We start from the raw sequence: 19,156 nt of genomic DNA on the forward strand, positions 1-19,156 counted from the left end.
TTTCCGATGCTGGTGATTCACCGCAGAATCGACCCTCAACCTGTCTGGTCCGCCGAGTTGCACCTGACGTTCGAAGCGCGGAGCAAAAGCCGTCTGCGCTGTTTCAGTGCCGACGGTGAAGACGTCGGGTTGTTTCTGGAGCGCGGTCAGGCGCCGTTATGCGACGGCGAATGCCTGCAGGCCGAAGACGGCCGCATCGTTCGTGTCTGCGCCCGCCCCGAGCAACTGTTGCACGTCACCTGCGCCAATGCCTTTGAACTGACCCGCGCCGCCTATCACCTGGGCAACCGCCACGTCGCTCTGCAAGTCGGCGATGGCTGGCTGCGTCTGCTCGACGATTACGTGCTCAAGGCCATGCTCGAACAGCTCGGCGCGCAGGTCGAAGCGATTGAAGCGCCCTTCCAGCCGGAGCACGGTGCCTACGGCGGCGGCCATCATCATTCGCGGCATGGCGACGAAGATTTCAACTACGCGCCCAAACTCCATCAGTTCGGCGTTCGCCTGTGAATCCGGCCTGGGCGCTGCTGCGCCTGGCCAGTCCGCAACTGCCGATTGGCGGCTACAGCTATTCGCAAGGCCTGGAAATGGCGGTGGATAACGGCCGCGTGAACAACCCGGACAGCGCCCGGCGCTGGATCAGCGATCAACTGCTGCTCAACCTCGCCCGTTTCGAGGCGCCGCTGCTGCTCGCCCATTGTCAGGCTGCGGCCGAGGAAAACTGGCCCGAGTTGCTGCATCTCTGCGAAACCCACCGCGCCAGCCGCGAGACCCGCGAGTTGCATCTGGAGAGTCGGCAGATGGGTTACTCGCTGCAGCAGTTGCTCAACGGTCTGCCGGAACTCGACGCGCCGGCCCGCCGCTTTCTTGAGCAATGCGCGGAACCGCATCTGGCTCTTGGCTGGGCACTGGCGGCCCGCGCCTGGGGCATCAACCCGCAGGATGCACTCGCCGCGTGGCTGTGGAGCTGGCTGGAAAACCAGCTCGCGGTATTGATGAAAACCCTGCCGCTGGGCCAGCAAGCCGCCCAGCGCCTGACCAGCGAACTGCTGCCACTGCTGCAACAGGCGCAGCAGGACGCCACCCGCATTAATCCCGAACACATCGGCAGCGCCGCGTTCGGCCTGTCTCTGGCGTGCATGGCGCATGAGCGCCAGTACAGCCGACTGTTTCGCTCTTAGGAGAACAAACCATGAACACACAACCCCTGCGCGTCGGCATCGGCGGCCCGGTCGGTTCCGGCAAAACCGCATTGACCCTGGCCCTGTGCCTGGCGCTGCGTGATCGCTACAACCTGGCCGTCGTCACCAACGACATCTACACCCGCGAAGACGCCGACTTTCTGGTGCGCAACGAAGCGCTGGCACCGGAGCGGATCATCGGCGTGGAAACCGGCGGCTGCCCGCACACGGCAATCCGCGAGGACGCCTCGATCAACCTCGAAGCCGTCGATCAACTGAACCGACGCTTTCCGGGGCTGGACCTGATTCTGGTGGAATCCGGTGGCGACAACCTGTCGGCAACCTTCAGCCCGGAGCTGTCAGACCTGACCATTTACGTGATCGACGTCTCCGCCGGCGACAAGCTGCCGCGCAAGGGCGGGCCGGGGATCTGCAAGTCCGATCTGCTGGTGATCAACAAGATCGATCTGGCGCCGCTGGTCGGCGCGTCGCTGGAAATGATGAACAGCGACACCCAGCGCATGCGCAACGGAAAGCCGTTCGTCTTCAGCAACCAGAAAACCGGACAGGGCCTGGACGACATCATTGCCTTCATCGAACGCCAAGGCCTGCTGAACGCCGCCTGATTCATTGACCAACAAGGAAGCTTCTCCATGACACTCAAACGCATTCTCGGCGCCGTGGCGCTGCTGCTGACCCCGGCCCTCGCCTTCGCCCACCCGGGCCACGGCGACAGTGGGCTGGTCGCCGGTATCAGCCACCCGATCGGCGGCCTCGACCACTTGCTGGCGATGATTGCGGTCGGCCTGTGGGCGGCGCAGCAACAAGGTGCGGCGCGTTGGGCGCTGCCGTGCACCTTCGTCGGCACCATGCTGATCGGCGGCATGCTCGGTTTTGAAGGGCTGGAGCTGCCGGCGCTGGAAAGCGGGATCGCCGCCTCGGTGCTGGCGCTGGGTCTGGCGGTGGCACTGGCGGTGCGTCCACCGCTGGTAATGGCGGTGGCGGCGACGGCACTGTTTGCGTTGTTCCATGGCGTGGCGCACGGCCTGGAGCTGCCGGACATGAGCAGTCCGTGGGCGTATGCCGCCGGTTTTGTCGCGGCGACGGCGGCGTTGCATGCGGCGGGTTATGCCGTGGTTCGTGTTCTGCCGCAGGCTGCTGCGCCGTTGGTGCGAGTGGCAGGTGCTGCTTCGGCGGTGACTGGCGCCTGGTTGCTGGCCGGCTGATCTATACCGCCTGAACCGGCCTCATCGCTGGCAAGCCAACTCCCACAGGTTTGTGGTTGATAACAATCCTTGTGGGAGCTGGCTTGCCAGCGATGACGGCCGATCAGACACCGAGACTCTAACAGCAGTCTCTCTGCTACCATGTCGCGCAATCGCCCCAGCCGTGACGACGTCCGCCAATGCCCCATGCTTGCCGCTCCACCTCCCTGCCCGAATTGACCGCCCTGTTCAGCGATGTGCAACAGCACTTTCTGAACGTGATCGTGCCGCTCTGGCAAGGCCCGGGCTGGAACGCCGACATGGCGCTGCCTTACGAGGCACTCGACGCGACGCATCAACCCTTGCCACCGCAACGCTACCGGGCGATGGCCTGCGCACGGCAGCTGTACCTGTTTTCCAGCCTGATCGGGGTTGTGGATAATGCCGAGGTGCGCGCCGCCGCGCTGTTCCGCTCGCTGCAACGGTACTTCCATGATGCCGAGCACGGCGGCTGGTTCTACAGCATCGACGCGCAAGGCCAGCCGCTGGATCAGCGCAAAGACCTCTACACCCACGCCTTCATCCTGTTCGCCTGCGCCCATTACTGGGCCAAGTCCCGCGAGCCGCTGGTGGAATCCACGCTCAACGCTGCGCTGGAAGTGATCGGCCAGCGCTTCGCCACTGGCGATGGCTTGTACGAAGCGTACCTGGACCGCGACTGGAGCAACCTGCAAAGCGGTCCGCTGCAAAACCCGCTGATGCACCTGGCCGAAGCGTTCCTCGCCACCCTCGCCGTGCGCGAGGATGCGCCAACGCAGCACGCGCTCGTCGAGTTATGCACAGGCATGCAGCAACACTTCGTCGATCCACAGCACGGCGTACTGATGGAGAAACCGCTGGGAGCTGTGGATAACTGGTACGAGCCAGGGCATCAGTTCGAATGGTATTTCCTGCTGGAGTCGTCATCACTGCTGCGCGGCTCGAAACTGCACGCGGCGCTGGACCGGGCGTTCGCTTTCACCGAGCAATTTGGCGTTGAACACGCTTCAGGCGCGGTGCGGGCGATGCTCGATCTGCAACTGGATGGACGACCGAAAGATTCGACCCAGCGCATCTGGGCACAGGCAGAATATTTGCGCGCCCTGACCTTGCGTCCGGACAGCGAAGCCGCGGTGCTGCGCCAGTTGCAGGCGCTGCAGCAGCGTTTTCTGCATGCGGGCGGGTGGCATGAGTGCCGGGATGAGCTGGGCGAGGTCAGCCGCAAGGACATGCCGTCGACCACGCCTTATCACTTGGCGACATGCTATAGCGGGCTGGCTGAATACCTGAACTGAACGACTGAACTTATCCTGTGGCGAGGGAGCTTGCTCCCGCTTGAGTGCGCAGCACTCACAAAAATCCGGGGCCGCTTCGCAGCCCAGCGCGAGCAAGCTCGCTCGCCACAGGCGATTCAGCAGCTCTGAATCAGGCAATCCACTTCTTGTCGCCGGTAAAGCTGATGGTCAACCAGCGCGCCGCATCCGGCTCGCCCAACTGTGCCGAGATATCCTCGCGCAACGCATCCAGTTGTCCCACGCTGCGCAGCGCATAATCCGCCGGCAACACCACATGAATCTCGATGAACCGCGCCCGTCCGTGCTTCTGCACGTAGGTCACGTAATCGTCGAAACCATGCTCGATCTTTGCCGCTTCCATGACCTGACGCACCTGGTCATCCAGGGTATCCGGGGCAATACCCAGCACATCGCGCAGCGCCGGGCCGAGGATCTTGAACGCCGGCGGCAACATGGTCAGCGCCAGGACGATCAGGATCAGCGGGTCAACAAACTTCGCCCATTCCTCAAAGCCTTGGGCCTTGAGCAGCAGCGCGGCGAGAAAACTGATCAACAGGCCGACCGAGAGCATCGCGTCCACCAGCCAGCTGATGTTGTCGAACTGGATCAGGCTGGACTTGAGTTTGCGATTGCGCCGACGTACGTAGAAGAAGTAAGCGAACTCAACGACGGTAAATACCGCCGCATAAATGATCACCAGCCCCAACTCGATGTCGCGGCCGCCGTTGATGATGCCGAACACACCGTTAAGAAACGCATAGATAGCGATCAACAGCAGGAAACTGCCTTCGATCAGCAGCACCATCGGCTCCAGATGCCAGAAACCGAACTGGAAGCGATGATTGCTTTCTTTGGCGATCAACCTGGCGGTGATCAACATCAGTACTTTGATGAACGTTGCGATCAGCGAGAAAAAACCATCGAAAAGGATGGATTGCGAACCTGAAACAAAACCGGTGACGATCCCGGCAATCGACACCGCAAACATCAGGATGGTCGATTGTTTGAGCAGCGACTGCTCACCTCGGTTACTCACTTTAACTCCTCGAAAACCTTGAAAACCGCGGGGTGCGGTGGGGTTGTTGAGGAGAGAGTTTACCTTATCGCCATGTTTTGCCTGTTACGGCCTCATCGCTGGCAAGCCAGCTCCCACAGGTACCGAGTCGATTACAAGATTTATGTATATCGACGATCCTGTGGGAGCTGGCTTGCCAGCGATGGCCATCATGCGGTCTTACGCCTTGTTACGCTCGATGGCAAACCCCGCCCAGGTCTGGCTCACCGGCATCAGCTCCAGGCTGTTGATGTTGATGTGTGCTGGCGCGTTGAGCACCCAGAAAATCGTTTCGGCGATGTCCTGCGGCTGGATCGGCTCGGCACCGGCGTAGGTGGCGTTGTAGCGTTCCTGGTCACCGGCAAAACGCACCAGCGAGAACTCGCTTTCGCACAGGCCCGGCTCGATGTTGCTGACACGCACGCCAGTGCCCTGCAGGTCGCAGCGCAGGTTCAGCGAGAATTGCTTGACGAACGCCTTGGTCGCGCCATACACGTGGCTGCCCGGGTACGGATAGTTACCGGCGATGGAGCCGAGGTTGACGATGCCGGCGCCACGGCCGTGAGCGATCAACCGTGGCAACAGCAGGCGGGTGCTGTACATCAGGCCTTTGACGTTGGTGTCGACCATGGTGTCCCAGTCGTCGAGGTCGCATTTCGGTGCAGGATCGACGCCCAGCGCCAGCCCGGCGTTGTTGATCAAGCCACGCAGCTTGGCGAACGACGGCGGCAGATTGGCAATTGCCTCTTCCATCGCCTTGCGGTCACGTACATCGAGTACCAGGCCATGCACTTCAGTCTGCTCCGACAGTTCGGCGCACAGGGCATTCAGACGCTCTGCACGACGACCGGTCAACACCAGTTTCCAGCCAGCCTCGGCGAAACGACGGGCACAGGCTTCACCAAATCCGGAGGTTGCGCCGGTAATAAACAGGGTGTTGGACATCGTGTTCTCCTTGCGTCGGCCGCCAGCGCAGCCATTGGAATAGAAAATCAGCAGCCAGCATGCCCGGCCCGGCATTTACGAGCAACACCCGCACCGGGACATATTCCGATCAAATTTTGATCAACCGTCGCTACGCCATACCTGCCGTGGCCTGTAGCCATGTGCACGCACGTTATCCACAATCCCTTCCACAGTTTCCGGGGGCAAGTAGAAACGCGCAAAGCCGCGCCACACAAGGCTTTGCGCGGGAAATAGAAAGTTTTTTGCTTGACCCTGAAGCCGCGGTTGTGCCGGAGATGGCATTTTGCACGACCGGCCGGTCAGCGCGGTGATTGCGCGAGGCCAGTAATTACGGCCCTCAGCGCGGTCTTTCCAGAGTTTAGTCACAGACTTATCCACAGGCTTGTTCACATGGATTTGCCTCTACTGCGCGGCCCAGAAAAAGGTTGACAACAGCGTCTTCGGCTCCCGCAAAAACGTCTGATCAAAAAGCGATCACCAGCCTGCAAGCCACGTCAAACAAGGGCTTCAGCCAGCTACTCCCACGTTATTCACAGCCAGCTCCACAGCAAACGGGGACAAGTCAAAACTGTGGAAAAACAGCCATTTGCAGCGTCTATATGTCGCGCTTTGACAGCGATGGGAATTTGTTTTCCACAATTTCAGAATCGACTTGATCTTGAAGACGAATTCTGTAGGAGCTGCCGAAGGCTGCGATCTTTTGATGTTGTTTTTAGGATCAAAAGATCGCAGCCTTCGGCAGCTCCTACAGGGGATATGTGTGAACTTGAGATGTAAAAAGCCCCGGGACTCGCGTCGCCGGGGCTGTGCATAACAACGATTGGGTCAGTGCCCGCCCAGATAAGCGTTACGCACCTCCTCGTTCACCAGCAGCTCTTTACCGCTACCGGTCAGGCGAATTTCGCCATTGACCATCACATACGCGCGGTCCGACAGCTTCAACGCATGGTTGGCGTTCTGCTCGACGAGGAAAATGGTCATGCCGGTTTTCGCCAGTTCACGCAGGGTGGCGAAGATCTGTTTCACCACGATCGGCGCCAGGCCCAGGCTCGGTTCATCAAGCAACAACAGCTTCGGCCGACTCATCAAGGCGCGGGCAATGGCGAGCATTTGCTGTTCGCCGCCGGACATGGTCATCGCCCGCTGAGTGCGGCGCTCTTCGAGCCGCGGGAACAGTTCGAACATGCGCTGCATGTCCTCTTTGGCGTACTTGTCGCCAATCGGGATGGTGCCCATCAGCAGGTTTTCCTCGACGGTCATGTCGGGGAACACCCGCCGCCCTTCCGGCGACTGCGCGATGCCATTGGAGGCGATGTAGTGCGAGGACTTGTGGGTGATGTCGATGCCTTGATAGAGGATCTGTCCGCCCGCCGCCCGTGGCTGGCCGAAGATCGACATCAGCAGCGTCGATTTGCCCGCGCCGTTGGAGCCGATCAGGCTGACCGTCTCGCCTTCGTTGATCTCAAGCGACACGCCTTTGAGGGCCTGGATCGGGCCATAGAACACGTCCAGGTCTTTGAGTTCGAGGATCGGTTTGCTCATACCAGTTCCTCTTCGTCGGCGCCCAGATAGGCGGCAATCACTTTCGGATCGTTGCGAATCGCATCGGGCCCGCCTTCGGCGATGACCACGCCGTGATCCAGCACCACGATGTGGTCGGAAATGCTCATGACCATGCCCATGTCGTGTTCGATCAGCACCACGGTCAGATCATGCTCGTCGCGCAGCAGCCGGATCATCGCGCTCAGCGCTTCGGTTTCCTGAGGGTTGAGGCCGGCGGCCGGTTCGTCGAGGCAGATGATCTGCGGTCGCGTGCACATGGCCCGGGCGATCTCCAGACGACGTTGCTGACCGTAGGACAGTTCACCGGCCAGGCGGTTGGCGCAGTCCACCAGATCGACCACTTCCAGCCAGTAGAACGCGCAGTCCAGCGCGTCGCTTTCCGCTTTGCGGTAGCCCTTGGTGTTGAGGATGCCGGCGAGCATATTGCGGTTGACCCACATGTGCTGCGCCACCAGCAGGTTTTCCAGCACCGACATTTCCTTGAACAGGCGAATGTTCTGGAAGGTCCGGGCCAGGCCGGCGCGGTTCACCAAGTGCGTGCCACCAAACATCTTGTAATACAGGCGACTGAGGAAGCTTTTCGGCGAGACGAAGTCGGTCGGTTTGAACGACTCGCCCAGCAACTGGATGACGTTGGTCTGCTTGCCGCGCACGTTGAGTTCGATCTTGCCGCCGGAGGCCTTGTAGAACCCGGTCAGGCAGTTGAATACCGTGGTCTTGCCGGCACCGTTCGGCCCGATCAGGGCAAAAATCGAGTTGCGTTTGACCTTGAGGCTGACATCGCTCAAGGCCTTGATGCCACCGAAGTGCATCATCAGTTTTTCCACAGAGAGTACGACTTCACTCATGGCGCAGTCCTCTCATAGTGAATGGCACCTTTGCGTGGAGTGACCCCGGTACGGCTGATGCGGATCAGCCCTCGAGGTCGCCAGATCATCATCAACACCATCAGGATGCCGAACAGCAGCACGCGATATTCAGCGAAGCCGCGCAGCAGTTCCGGAGCAACCGTGAGCACGAACGCTGCGATCACCACGCCGATGGTCGAGCCCATGCCGCCGAGCACGACGATGGCGAGGATCAGCGCCGATTCAAAGAAGGTGAACGAGGTCGGGTTGACGAAGCCTTGATAGGTGGCGAAGAACACCCCGGCCAGACCTGCGGTCGACGCACCGATGGTGAATGCCGAGAGCTTGACCAGTACGTGGTTCAGGCCCATCGAGCGGCAGGCGATTTCATCCTCGCGCAAGGCTTCCCAGGCGCGACCCACCGGCATTTTCACCAGTCGATGCTTGATGTACAGCACGGCCAGCACCACCAGGAACAACACCGTATAGATGAAGTAATACTTCACGTCCGGGTTGTAGGCGATGCCGAAAAACTCATGGAACGGTACCCCGCCATCCTTGGCCCGCTTGCCGAATTCCAGGCCGAAGAACGTCGGCAATGGCGCCGGCATGCCGTTCGGCCCGCCGGTCAGCGACAACCAGTTGTTGAGGATCAGGCGGATGATTTCACCGAAGCCCAGGGTCACGATGGCCAGATAGTCACCGTGCAGACGCAGCACCGGAAAACCGAGGATGCAGCCGGCCAGGCCCGCGGTGATCGCCGCCAGCGGCAGCACAGTCCAGAAGCCCAGCCCGAGGTATTGATAACCGAGCGCCAGACCGTAGGCACCGATGGCGTAGAACGCCACGTAACCGAGGTCGAGCAGACCGGCGAGGCCAACCACGATGTTCAGCCCCAGCCCCAACAGCACGTAGATCAGCCCGAGGATGACCACGCCCAGCAGGTACGAGTTGGAGACAAACGGCACAATCACCGCCAGCACAATCAGCAGTGGAATGATCCAGCGCAGGCGTGATTTGTGATCGGCAGGCAGCACATGCACACCGGAACCGGTGCTCTCGAATCCGTCGAGGATCTTCAGGCCCTTGGGCGTCTGCAGAAACAGGCTCAAGGCAAAGCGGCCGATCATGACAATGCCGATGATCCAGGCCACGCGGGTTGGTTCGAGGTTGAAGCTGTAGCCGTCGAGCACGACACCGACAATCGGGCCGAACACGATCAAGGCAATAAGGCCGGCCAGAATCGCCTCAACCAGGCTTTTTTTGATATCGATGTTTTTTTGAGTGGTTGAAGACATCGCTTACACCTTCGACACAAGAGGACGGCCCAACAGGCCCTGAGGCCGGAAGACCAGAACAAGTACGAGCAGCGAGAAGCTGAACACGTCTTTGTAGTCGGAGTTGACCAGGCCCGAGAACAGCGACTCGGAGATCCCGAGAATGATCCCGCCGAGCATCGCGCCGGGCAGTGAGCCGATCCCGCCGAGCACTGCGGCGGTGAACGCCTTGATGCCGATGACGAAGCCTGCGTAGAAGTCGAACGTGCCGTAGTTCATGGTGATCAGCACGCCGGCCAGAGCCGCCATCGCTGCACCGATGATGAACACGTAGGAAATCACCCGGTCGGTGTTGATTCCCAGGATCGAGGCCATCTTGCGGTCTTGCTGGGTGGCGCGGCACATGCGGCCGAGCTTGGTGTACTTGATCACGTAGGTCAGCAGGCCCATGCCGACGAACGCGGCCACCAGAATGAAGATCTTGGTGTAGGTCAACTGAACGAAACCGCTGCCCACGTCGATGCGCCAGGCACCGGTGAGCAACGTTGGAACACCCTGTTGGCGGGCGCCCTGGCTGATCTGGGCATAGTTCTGCAGGATCAGGGAGATACCGATGGCGCTGATCAGCGGTGCCAGTCGGGTGGAGTTGCGCAGAGGTTTGTAGGCGACGCGTTCGATTACCCAGCCATAGACGCCAGTGACGACGATGGTGAACACCAGCGTGCCGAGCATCAACAGCGGGAAGGATTCGATACCGAAGTAAGCCAGCAGAGCCAGACTGATTGCCGCCAGGTAAGCGGAAATCATGTAAACCTCGCCGTGGGCGAAGTTGATCATGCCGATGATGCCGTAGACCATTGTGTAGCCGATGGCGATCAGGCCATAGACCGACCCGAGGGTCAGGCCGTTGACCAGTTGCTGCAGGAAAATACCATCCATAACGCAATCTCACGCAATGAGAACCTGCCCGCCGGGGCGGGCGGTTCTTCTAGGAAAAATACAGATTTACGTCGGAGCAATGTCAGAGCGCGATAAGCCCAGACCCACCGATCTCCTGTGGGAGCTGGCTTGCCAGCGATAGCGGCGGATCAGCCAACCTGTGTGTCGACTGATCTGACGCCATCGCGGGCAAGCCCGCTCCCACAGGTATTGGTGGGGGTCAAGCTGATCGCGTCAGCCCTTACTTCTGTTTTTCCAGCTGATGGTATTTGCCACTCGCGTCCCACTGGTAAACCACGTAGTCGGACACTTTCAGGTCGCCTTTCTTGTCCCAGGCCTTCTCACCCATCACGGTTTTCACCGGGTTGGCCTTGAGCCATTCGGCGGCTTTTTCGCCACTGTTGGATTTGGCGCCGTTGAAGGCGGCCGCCAGGGTCTGAACCGACGCGTAGGCGTAAAGGGTGTAGCCTTCAGGTTCGGTGCCGGCCTTGCGGAACGCATCGACCACGGTCTTGCTGTCTGGCAGCAGACGTGGGTCGGCGCCGAAGGTCATCAGCACACCGTCAACGTATTGCGGGCCACCGGCGGTGGTCACCAGTTCGTCGGTGACGATGCCGTCGTCAGACATGAACTTCACGTCTTTCAGGCCTTCGGTGCGCAGTTGCTTGACCAGCGGCCCGGCTTCCGGGTGCAGGCCGCCGAAGTAGACCACGTCGGCACCGGCCGCACGGATCTTGGTGACCACGGCGCTGAAGTCTTTCTCGCCACGGGTCAGGCCTTCATACAGCACCGGCTTCACGCCACGCTTTTCCAGTTGAGCCTTGGTCGCATCGGCCAGGCCCTGACCGTAGGTGTCCTTGTCGTGCAGTACGGCGACTTTCTTGCCCTTGAGCACATCGACAATGTAATCGCCCGCGACGATGCCTTGCTGGTCATCACGCCCGCACATACGGAACATGGCGCTCAGGCCGCGCTCGGTCACTTGCGGGTTGGTGGAACCCGGGGTGATCGCGATAACGCCGGCTTCGTCGTAGATTTCCGACGCTGGAATGGTGGAGGAAGAGCAGAAGTGACCGACCACACCGGCCACCTTCTGGTTGACCAGATCCTTCGCAACCGTTACTGCCTGTTTCGGTTCGCAGGCATCATCGCCCTTGACCAGTACGATTTTCTCGCCGTTGACGCCACCCGCCGCGTTGACCGCGTCCGCCGCCGCCTGTGCACCCTTCATGTACTGCTCGCCAAATGCCGCGTTGGCGCCAGTCATTGGACCCGCTACACCGATTTTCACATCAGCTTGAGCAAACGCAGAAACACCCAGCGCAGTAGCCACTGCGAGGGCCAGAAAGCCTTTCTTGTAAAACGTCTGGGACATGAGGTGGTGCTCCAAGGTTTTTTTTAGTTGGCACTGCGACTTCACTTCACTGAATGCTCTGAGCAAGCGCCGTGCCATCGGTTTTTTATTCTTCAAAAAGTCGCTGCTTTCTTGTTATTTCGACTGTTTCGTTCCCATTTTCATTGGGCGTGCAACCGTCTAAACCGCGGAAGGTGAAACCTTTTTAAATCTCAGGCGCAACCCGCTTGCGCCATCATTGCAACCGCGGCACCAAACGACGTGCAACCAGCCTGTAACAGCTCGCGTCACCGAACTGCACACTGCTGGTGCGGGACTGCTACAACCCGCACCATTACAGGCTAGTCGCTACGCGCAAAAGCGCCGTGTTAAGCAACATATTTCAACACTCAGATGACGATGCGCAGGCACTGGCCCGCGTGATACAGCGAGAACCCGGCCTCGTACAGGCAACTGCGCAGGCCGACACCGGCCAGGGGCTGCATCGGTGCGAAGGGGATCGGCAAGGCTTGAGGATTTCCGTTACACAGATAGTCGGCGAAGGCTTTGCCGACCACAGTGCCAGTGGTCACGCCGCGACCGTTGTAACCGGTGACGGCCACCAGTCCCGGCGCCGGCTCGAACAGCCGCATCAGGTGATCGGGGGTAAAGGCGATGCGCCCGGTCCAGGTGCACTCCCACTCCACCGGATTCAGGTTGGGGAAGTAATGCTGCTGCACCCGATCGGCCCAGGCCTTGAGGAACCACGCCGGTTTCTGGTTGCCGTTGCCCAGACTGCCGAGCAACAACCGGCCATCCTTGTCGCGGCGAATGCTGCTCAATACCTGCCGCGTGTCCCACGAGCCTTGCCCGCCGGGGAGGATGTCATGGGCGGCGTCTTCGGTCAGCGGCACCGAGGCGACCTGATAGTAGTAACCGGGGAAGAAGTTGCGCTTGAGTTCGGTCCAGTCGCCCTCGGTGTAGGCGTTGGAGGCGATCACCACTTGCTCGGCGAGCACCGAACCGTGCTCGGTCTGCACTGACCATTGCTGGCCCACGCGCTCGAGACGGCTCACCGGCGAATGATCGAACATCTGCCCGCCCAGCCCTTTCACCGCGTTGGCCAGTCCGGTGACATAGGCCATCGGGTTGAGCGTGCCGGCGCGGCGGTCGAGCAGCGCGGCAGCGATCTTTTGCGTACCGGTGGCTTGCTCGCAGGCCTTGCCGGTGAGCAACTCGACGGGCGCCCCGCGACGCTTCCATTGTTGCTCGCGACTGCGCAGATCCGCTTCGCCCTTGGCGTTGTGCGCCATGTGCAGGGTGCCTTCGCGGCGCAACTGGCAATCGATGTTGTATCTATCCACAAGGCTGAACACCAGCGCCGGCGCCGCCCCGAGCATGCGGTTGAGCTGACTGCCGACCGCTTCGCCGAACCCGGCCTCGATCTCGTCCGGCGGGATCCACATGCCGGCGTTGACCAGCCCGACGTTGCGCCCGGAGCCGCCGTGACCTGCGCGATGCGCTTCCAGCACGCAGACGCTTTTGCCTTTTTCCAACAGATGCAGCGCCGCCGACAACCCGGTAAACCCGGCGCCGATCACGCAGACATCGACTTTGACCTCGCCCCGCAGCGCGGCGTTATCCGGGCGCTGCGGCGTGAGTTTTTCCCACAGACATTCTTCGCGTAACGGCATTGCCAGACTCCAACAGAAACCTGCCAAACACACTGCTGATCCTGTGGGATAAAGCCCTGTGGCGAGGGGATTTATCCCCGATCGGTTGCATAGCAACCGTAAAACCAGTGCATGCGGTGTATCTGAAACTCCGCGATTGCATGTTTTGGGGCCGCTGCGCAGCCCATCGGGGATAAATCCCCTCTCCACAAAAGCCCGCTCCCAGGATCTGCGTCATTCCAAACTCAGTCGAAGGTAATCCCCTGCGCCAGCGGCAACTCCAGCGAGTAGTTCACGGTATTGGTCTGCCGACGCATGTACGCGCGCCAGGCGTCGGAACCCGATTCACGACCGCCACCGGTCTCTTTCTCGCCACCGAATGCGCCGCCGATTTCCGCGCCGCTCGGGCCGATGTTGACGTTGGCGATGCCGCAGTCACTGCCGACCGCCGACATGAACTGCTCGGCCTCGCGCACGTCGGTGGTGAAGATGCACGACGACAGGCCTTGCGGTACCGCGTTGTTCAGGCGTAGCGCTTCCTGGAAGTCGCTGTAGCCGACCACATAGAGAATCGGCGCGAAGGTTTCGCTGCAGACCACGTCGCTCTGTTCCGGCATTTCGACAATGGCCGGCGACACGTAGTAGGCGTTGGGGAACTGCTCCTCGAGCTGACGCTTGCCGCCGAATACCCGCCCGCCCTCGCTCAGTGCCTGTTCCAGCGCGTCTTGCATGTTTTCGTAGCTGTGTTTGTCGATCAGCGGGCCGACCAGATTGCCTTCCAGCGGATGGCCGATGCGCACCTTGGCGTACGCGGCTTTGAGGCGGGTGACGATTTCTTCCTTCACCGACTCATGGGCAATCAGGCGACGCAGGGTGGTGCAACGCTGACCGGCGGTGCCGACCGCGCTGAACAGGATGGCGCGCACGGCCATGTCCAGATCGGCGCTCGGGCCGAGGATCATCGCATTGTTGCCGCCCAGCTCAAGAATGCTGCGGGCGAAACGCGCGGCGACTTTCGGCGCCACTTCGCGGCCCATGCGGGTGCTGCCGGTGGCGCTGATCAGCGCGACACGCGGGTCATCCACCAGTGCTTCGCCAGCGTCACGACCACCGATGATCACCTGGCACAGGTGCGCCGGCGCATCGGTGAAATTCTTCACCACACGATCGAACAATGCCTGGCAAGCCAGTGCGGTCAGCGGCGTCTTCTCCGACGGTTTCCACACCACCGGGTTGCCGCAGACCAGCGCCAGCGTGGTGTTCCACGCCCACACTGCGACCGGGAAGTTGAACGCACTGATCACGCCGACCACGCCCAGCGGATGCCAGGTTTCACGCATGTGGTGGCCCGGGCGCTCCGAGGCGATGGTCAAGCCGTACAGTTGACGCGACAGGCCGACGGCGAAGTCGCAGATGTCGATCATCTCCTGCACTTCACCGAGGCCTTCCTGGGTGATCTTGCCCGCTTCCCACGACACCAGCTCGCCGAGGTCGGCCTTGTATTCGCGCAGCACTTCGCCGAATTGACGCACCAGCTCACCGCGACGCGGGGCCGGCACCTTGCGCCACTGCTCGAACGCATGATCTGCGCGACTGATGTGCTGCTCGACTTCGGCCGGGCCTTCCCAATTCACGGCGGCGATGCGGCTGCCGTCGATGGGCGAATGCACCGGCACTTTGCCGTTCTGGTACAGGGCCGGGTTCACACCAAGACGATCAAGCAATGCGGCAACCATGGGTCACTCCTCAAGCGAAAAACTGAATGTGTGCGGCCGAATGTTCACGACCGGGCAGGCCTTTAGTTGTAGCTTCCCGAAGGCAAGGCAACAAACGACCTTTACGCGAGATATCATTCCGTTTATTCATGCTGCGCATAGAAAGACAAGAAAAAGGATCACCCATGCTGAACAAACGCCACCTGCCGTCGATCACCGCGCTGCAGTGCTTCGAGGCCGTGACCCGGCACCTGAGCTTCACCCGGGCCGCCGAAGAGCTGAACCTGACCCAGAGCGCTGTCAGCAAGCAAGTGGCACAGCTTGAGGAATTGTTGCAGCACTTGCTTTTCCGCCGGGTGCGTCGGCGTTTGCAGATGACCCCAGCCGGGGATTTGTACCTGGTGGAAGTCCGAAAAATCCTCACTCAGGTGGAAATGTCCACGCATTACCTGCGTTCCTACGGCGGCGAGACCGAAGTCCTGCGCGTTTCTACGCCTTCGACCTTCGGCGCGCGCTGGCTGGTTCCGCGTCTGAAAGGCTGGCGTCTGCGCCATCCGTCGATCCATCTCGACCTGTGCAACGAGCAGGAGGCAGATGACTTGCTGCAGGGGCGCAGCGATCTGGCGTTCTATTTCGGCCAGGGTTCGCGCCCCGGCACCGAATGCCTGAAGCTGTTCGGCGAAGAGCTGGTGCCGGTCTGCGCGCCCGGCAGCCTGCCGGATCAGCCCTTCACCGACCCGACGCAACTGACCGATCTGGTGCTGTTGCAAAACGCCTCGCGGCCACAGGCCTGGCATGATTGGTTCGACAGTCAGGGTTACCACACCGAACACAGCTATCACGGGCCACGTTTCGAAACCTTTTACATGTGCATCCGCGCCGCCCAGGTCGGCTGCGGCGTGGCGCTGCTGCCACGGTTTCTGGTGGAAGAGGAATTGGCCGACGGCAAACTGGTCATTCCCTGGCAGCATGCCATGCCCAGTTCCGACGCCTATTACCTGGCCTATCCGGAGCATGCGGCGGAAGTGCCGAAGGTGCGCGATTTTGTGAAGTGGATGCTGGAGCAGATCGATAGCCCCGACGACCACTGATTCTCCAGTAGGAGCTGCCGAAGGCTCGGGCCGCGATCGGACGATCTTTTGATCTTGTTTTTCAGGATCAAAAGATCGCAGCCTTCGGCAGCTCCTACATTAAGCAAAATCCACTACAGGCCAAAAATTGCTGGCAATCCCCACTGCTGATATGCGCCACTAGCGTCATTGATTGATCCCGCGCCTTGCGCGGTGCACCTGGAGACCCCGTTTATGAGCGAGAGTGTGTTTGCCGATCGCATCGTGCAGAACCTGCTCGACACCGACTTCTACAAACTGACGATGATGCAGGCGGTGCTGCACAACTACCCCAACGTCGAAGTCGAATGGGAGTTTCGTTGCCGTAACAGTGAGGATCTGCGGCCGTATCTGGCCGAAATCCGCTACCAGATCGAGCGTCTGGCCGAGCTGAGCCTGAGCGCCGACCAGTTGAGCTTTCTCGAGCGCATCACCTTTCTGAAACCGGATTTCCTGCGCTTTCTCGGTCTGTTCCGTTTCAACCTGCGCTATTTGCACACCGGCATCGAGAACGGCGAGTTGTTCATTCGTCTGCGCGGCCCGTGGCTGCATGTGATCCTGTACGAAGTGCCGCTGCTGGCGATCGTCAGCGAAGTGCGCAACCGCTATCGCTACCGTGAAATCGAACTGGTGCAGGCGCGTGAGCAGCTGTATCGCAAGTTCGACTGGCTCAGCGCCAACGCCTCGGCCGACGAACTGGCGCAATTGCAGGTCGCCGATTTCGGCACCCGTCGGCGTTTTTCGTATCGCGTGCAGGAAGAAGTGGTGAACGTGCTCAAGCACGATTTCCCCGGGCGCTTCGTCGGCACCAGCAACGTGCACTTGTCCCGCGAACTGGACATGAAACCGCTGGGCACCATGGCCCATGAATGGATCATGGCCCACCAGCAACTCGGCCCGCGGCTGATCGACAGCCAGATCGCCGCCCTCGACTGCTGGGTGCGTGAGTACCGTGGTTTGCTCGGGATTGCGCTCACCGACTGCATCACCACCGACGCCTTCCTCGGCGACTTCGACCTGTTCTTTGCCAAGCTCTTCGATGGTCTGCGCCACGACTCCGGGGATCCGGTGCAGTGGGGCGAAAAATGCATCGCTCACTACCACAAGCTCGGCATCGACCCGATGAGCAAGACTCTGGTGTTCTCCGACAGCCTGACCCTGCCCAAGTCGCTGGAGATCTTTCGCGCGCTGCACGGGCGGATCAACGTCAGCTTTGGCATCGGCACCAACCTGACCTGTGACATTCCGGGTGTCGAACCGATGAGCATCGTGCTTAAAATGACCGCCTGTAACGGCCAGCCGGTGGCGAAGATCTCCGACGAGCCCGGCAAGACTCACTGTAAAGACCCGAATTTCGTCGCCTATTTGCGACATGTGTTCCAGGTTCCTGCCGTTTCCAGCCTATCTAGCAAGGAGTGAATTCATGCAAGCCGTACAGCGTGAGATTGCTGAACAGCTCAAGGTGCAACCGCCATTCGCCGGGCATCAGGCCCTCGAAGCGGAAGTCGCCCGACGCATCACCTTTATCCAGGATTGCCTGGTCAATTCCGGCCTCAAGACCCTGGTGCTGGGCATCAGCGGCGGTGTCGACTCGCTGACCGCCGGTCTCTTGGCCCAGCGTGCCATGCGTGAGCTGCGCGAGCGCACTGGCGACAACGCCTACAAGTTCATTGCCGTGCGCCTGCCGTACGAAACCCAGTTCGATGAACACGACGCCCAGGCTTCGGTGGATTTCATCGCCCCGGACGAGCGCCACACGGTCAACATCGGCCCGGCAGTGAAGTCGCTGGCCAGTGAAGTGGCGGCGTTCGAAGGCAAACACGCGGTGTCGGTGGATTTCGTGCTCGGCAACACCAAGGCGCGGATGCGCATGGTCGCCCAGTACACCATCGCCGGCGCGGCCCACGGGCTGGTGATCGGCACCGACCACGCGGCGGAAGCGGTGATGGGCTTCTTCACCAAGTTCGGCGACGGCGCCTGCGACCTGGCCCCGCTCAGCGGTCTGGTGAAAAACCAGGTCCGGGCGATTGCCCGCAGCTTCGGCGCGCCTGAATCGCTGGTGGAAAAAGTGCCGACCGCGGATCTGGAAGACCTGTCGCCGGGCAAACCGGACGAAGCGTCCCACGGCGTGACCTACGCCGAGATCGACGCCTTCCTGCACGGCGAGCCGGTACGTCAGGAAGCGTTCGACATCATCGTCAACACCTACAACAAGACCCATCACAAACGGGTCATGCCGTTTGCGCCGTAAGTTGAAAACCCCTGTAGGAGCTGTCGAGTGAAACGAGGCTGCGATCTTTTGATCATCAAAAACAACCTCAAAAGATCGCAGCCTGCGGCAGCTCCTACAGAAAACAAAAAAAGCGTCCCGAGGGACGCTTTTTTTGTGCCTGCAGCCATTACTTCACGGCAATGGTGCCTTTCATCATCGAGATGTGGCCCGGGAACGAGCAGAAGAAGCCGTAGTCAGTGCCTGCGGTCAGCTTCGATACGTCGATGGTCAGCGAGTCTTTCTCGCCGGCACCGATGATCTTGGTGTGAGCGATAACGCGCTCGTCGCCGTCTTTCAGATAGTTCTTATCGATGCCAGCGGCCAGGCCGTCGGTGGCGATCGGCTGCATGTCAGCGGTTTTGCTGACCACCAGGTTATGACCCATGACGTTCTTCGGCAGGCTGCCGGAGTGGGTCAGTTCAACGGTGAACGTCTTGCAGCTCTTGTCGATCACGATCGACTGGGTGTTGAAGGACATCTGATCGGTGGAATCAACGGTGGTTTTGCACTCGGCAGCCATCAATTGGCTGCTGGCCAGCGCCAGCAGGGATACCGCAACAACTTTGGAAAACATGGTGAATCTCCAAGGCAGGGTTAACAAAAACACGAATGATGGAAAGACTGCCTGAAATCTTCGCAAGTTCCTATGACTTGAGTCAAAAATTGTATACAACTTTCAGGCTATGACAC

At 60.5% G+C, this 19,156-nt stretch carries 18 protein-coding genes; 8 read left to right on the forward strand and 10 right to left on the reverse strand.

All coding sequences use genetic code 11. From position 1 onward, the window contains the following. The first annotated feature begins 6 nt into the window (after positions 1-6). The 5 genes from ureE to L6D63_RS00590 all read left to right on the forward strand — a co-directional run bounded on the left by ureE (position 7) and on the right by L6D63_RS00590 (position 3,717). Positions 7-507, forward strand: a complete 501-nt coding sequence (gene ureE, locus L6D63_RS00570; RefSeq protein WP_047291006.1) for an urease accessory protein UreE — start codon at positions 7-9, stop codon at positions 505-507. Next, positions 504-1,178 (forward strand): urease accessory protein UreF, encoded by a 675-nt coding sequence (locus tag L6D63_RS00575; RefSeq protein WP_047291005.1) that lies wholly within the window; start codon positions 504-506, stop codon positions 1,176-1,178. Before ureE ends, L6D63_RS00575 begins: the two co-directional genes overlap by 4 nt. Positions 1,179-1,189: 11 nt before the next feature. Then, positions 1,190-1,804 (forward strand): urease accessory protein UreG, encoded by a 615-nt coding sequence (ureG, locus tag L6D63_RS00580; protein WP_047291004.1) that lies wholly within the window; start codon positions 1,190-1,192, stop codon positions 1,802-1,804. Between the two features lie 27 nt (positions 1,805-1,831). Further along, complete coding sequence (locus L6D63_RS00585; protein WP_047291003.1) at positions 1,832-2,404, forward strand: HupE/UreJ family protein; 573 nt, start codon at positions 1,832-1,834, stop codon at positions 2,402-2,404. Positions 2,405-2,583: 179 nt separating this feature from the next. Next, complete coding sequence (locus L6D63_RS00590) at positions 2,584-3,717, forward strand: AGE family epimerase/isomerase (RefSeq protein ID WP_131670989.1); 1,134 nt, start codon at positions 2,584-2,586, stop codon at positions 3,715-3,717. A gap of 130 nt (positions 3,718-3,847) precedes the next feature. Here the strand turns inward: L6D63_RS00590 and L6D63_RS00595 are convergent, their stop codons facing one another. The 9 genes from L6D63_RS00595 to amaB all read right to left on the reverse strand — a co-directional run bounded on the left by L6D63_RS00595 (position 3,848) and on the right by amaB (position 15,106). Beyond that, positions 3,848-4,753, reverse strand: a complete 906-nt coding sequence (locus L6D63_RS00595; RefSeq protein WP_131670988.1) for a cation diffusion facilitator family transporter — start codon at positions 4,751-4,753, stop codon at positions 3,848-3,850. A gap of 198 nt (positions 4,754-4,951) precedes the next feature. Then, positions 4,952-5,716 (reverse strand): SDR family oxidoreductase, encoded by a 765-nt coding sequence (locus L6D63_RS00600; protein WP_047291000.1) that lies wholly within the window; start codon positions 5,714-5,716, stop codon positions 4,952-4,954. An 846-nt stretch (positions 5,717-6,562) separates the two neighbouring features. After that, positions 6,563-7,279 (reverse strand): ABC transporter ATP-binding protein, encoded by a 717-nt coding sequence (locus L6D63_RS00605; protein ID WP_131670987.1) that lies wholly within the window; start codon positions 7,277-7,279, stop codon positions 6,563-6,565. Beyond that, positions 7,276-8,148: an ABC transporter ATP-binding protein gene (locus L6D63_RS00610; protein ID WP_041065624.1), complete on the reverse strand. Its 873-nt coding sequence runs from the start codon at positions 8,146-8,148 to the stop codon at positions 7,276-7,278. The genes L6D63_RS00605 and L6D63_RS00610 overlap by 4 nt, the downstream gene beginning before the upstream one ends. Continuing rightward, the gene (gene livM, locus L6D63_RS00615) at positions 8,145-9,446 is read right to left on the reverse strand and encodes a high-affinity branched-chain amino acid ABC transporter permease LivM (RefSeq protein ID WP_041065627.1); all 1,302 of its coding nucleotides are present in this window, start codon (positions 9,444-9,446) and stop codon (positions 8,145-8,147) included. The genes L6D63_RS00610 and livM overlap by 4 nt, the downstream gene beginning before the upstream one ends. A gap of 3 nt (positions 9,447-9,449) precedes the next feature. Then, on the reverse strand, positions 9,450-10,364 hold the full coding sequence (locus L6D63_RS00620; protein ID WP_027613532.1) for an ABC transporter permease subunit: 915 nt from the start codon (positions 10,362-10,364) through the stop codon (positions 9,450-9,452). Between the two features lie 241 nt (positions 10,365-10,605). Beyond that, positions 10,606-11,739 carry an ABC transporter substrate-binding protein gene (locus L6D63_RS00625; protein ID WP_041065631.1) on the reverse strand — a complete coding sequence of 378 codons (1,134 nt, stop codon included), beginning with the start codon at positions 11,737-11,739 and terminating at the stop codon, positions 10,606-10,608. 368 nt (positions 11,740-12,107) lie between these two features. Beyond that, positions 12,108-13,391 carry an L-pipecolate oxidase gene (gene amaA / locus L6D63_RS00630; protein ID WP_131670986.1) on the reverse strand — a complete coding sequence of 428 codons (1,284 nt, stop codon included), beginning with the start codon at positions 13,389-13,391 and terminating at the stop codon, positions 12,108-12,110. A 224-nt stretch (positions 13,392-13,615) separates the two neighbouring features. Beyond that, a complete protein-coding gene (amaB, locus tag L6D63_RS00635; RefSeq protein WP_095667679.1) occupies positions 13,616-15,106 on the reverse strand; it encodes an L-piperidine-6-carboxylate dehydrogenase in 1,491 nt (496 codons plus the stop codon). A gap of 164 nt (positions 15,107-15,270) precedes the next feature. Here amaB and L6D63_RS00640 point away from each other — a divergent pair, with 164 nt between their 5' ends. The 3 genes from L6D63_RS00640 to nadE all read left to right on the forward strand — a co-directional run bounded on the left by L6D63_RS00640 (position 15,271) and on the right by nadE (position 18,445). Next, complete coding sequence (locus L6D63_RS00640) at positions 15,271-16,176, forward strand: LysR family transcriptional regulator (protein WP_041065642.1); 906 nt, start codon at positions 15,271-15,273, stop codon at positions 16,174-16,176. Between the two features lie 213 nt (positions 16,177-16,389). Next, positions 16,390-17,613: a nicotinate phosphoribosyltransferase gene (gene pncB / locus L6D63_RS00645; RefSeq protein WP_041065644.1), complete on the forward strand. Its 1,224-nt coding sequence runs from the start codon at positions 16,390-16,392 to the stop codon at positions 17,611-17,613. 4 nt (positions 17,614-17,617) lie between these two features. Next, a complete protein-coding gene (gene nadE, locus L6D63_RS00650) occupies positions 17,618-18,445 on the forward strand; it encodes an ammonia-dependent NAD(+) synthetase (protein WP_047290995.1) in 828 nt (275 codons plus the stop codon). Between the two features lie 148 nt (positions 18,446-18,593). On the opposite strand, the gene azu is transcribed toward nadE, so the two are convergent. Next, complete coding sequence (azu, locus tag L6D63_RS00655; RefSeq protein ID WP_047290994.1) at positions 18,594-19,040, reverse strand: azurin; 447 nt, start codon at positions 19,038-19,040, stop codon at positions 18,594-18,596. Positions 19,041-19,156 lie beyond the last annotated feature (116 nt).

The organism is Pseudomonas parakoreensis (genome assembly GCF_021602155.1).
GTDB lineage: Bacteria > Pseudomonadota > Gammaproteobacteria > Pseudomonadales > Pseudomonadaceae > Aquipseudomonas > Aquipseudomonas parakoreensis.

Bases quoted from the DNA above. Each gene is read 5' to 3' on its own strand.
- ureG (WP_047291004.1), top strand. From the start codon at position 1,190: ATGAACACACAACCCCTGCGCGTCGGCATCGGCGGCCCGGTCGGTTCC.
- nadE (WP_047290995.1), top strand. From the start codon at position 17,618: ATGCAAGCCGTACAGCGTGAGATTGCTGAACAGCTCAAGGTGCAACCG.
- livM (WP_041065627.1), bottom strand. From the start codon at position 9,446: ATGTCTTCAACCACTCAAAAAAACATCGATATCAAAAAAAGCCTGGTT.
- azu (WP_047290994.1), bottom strand. From the start codon at position 19,040: ATGTTTTCCAAAGTTGTTGCGGTATCCCTGCTGGCGCTGGCCAGCAGC.
- L6D63_RS00600 (WP_047291000.1), bottom strand. From the start codon at position 5,716: ATGTCCAACACCCTGTTTATTACCGGCGCAACCTCCGGATTTGGTGAA.
- L6D63_RS00610 (WP_041065624.1), bottom strand. From the start codon at position 8,148: ATGAGTGAAGTCGTACTCTCTGTGGAAAAACTGATGATGCACTTCGGT.
- L6D63_RS00640 (WP_041065642.1), top strand. From the start codon at position 15,271: ATGCTGAACAAACGCCACCTGCCGTCGATCACCGCGCTGCAGTGCTTC.
- L6D63_RS00585 (WP_047291003.1), top strand. From the start codon at position 1,832: ATGACACTCAAACGCATTCTCGGCGCCGTGGCGCTGCTGCTGACCCCG.
- pncB (WP_041065644.1), top strand. From the start codon at position 16,390: ATGAGCGAGAGTGTGTTTGCCGATCGCATCGTGCAGAACCTGCTCGAC.
- ureE (WP_047291006.1), top strand. From the start codon at position 7: ATGCTGGTGATTCACCGCAGAATCGACCCTCAACCTGTCTGGTCCGCC.
- L6D63_RS00625 (WP_041065631.1), bottom strand. From the start codon at position 11,739: ATGTCCCAGACGTTTTACAAGAAAGGCTTTCTGGCCCTCGCAGTGGCT.
- amaA (WP_131670986.1), bottom strand. From the start codon at position 13,391: ATGCCGTTACGCGAAGAATGTCTGTGGGAAAAACTCACGCCGCAGCGC.
- amaB (WP_095667679.1), bottom strand. From the start codon at position 15,106: ATGGTTGCCGCATTGCTTGATCGTCTTGGTGTGAACCCGGCCCTGTAC.
- L6D63_RS00620 (WP_027613532.1), bottom strand. From the start codon at position 10,364: ATGGATGGTATTTTCCTGCAGCAACTGGTCAACGGCCTGACCCTCGGG.
- L6D63_RS00605 (WP_131670987.1), bottom strand. From the start codon at position 7,279: ATGAGCAAACCGATCCTCGAACTCAAAGACCTGGACGTGTTCTATGGC.
- L6D63_RS00590 (WP_131670989.1), top strand. From the start codon at position 2,584: ATGCCCCATGCTTGCCGCTCCACCTCCCTGCCCGAATTGACCGCCCTG.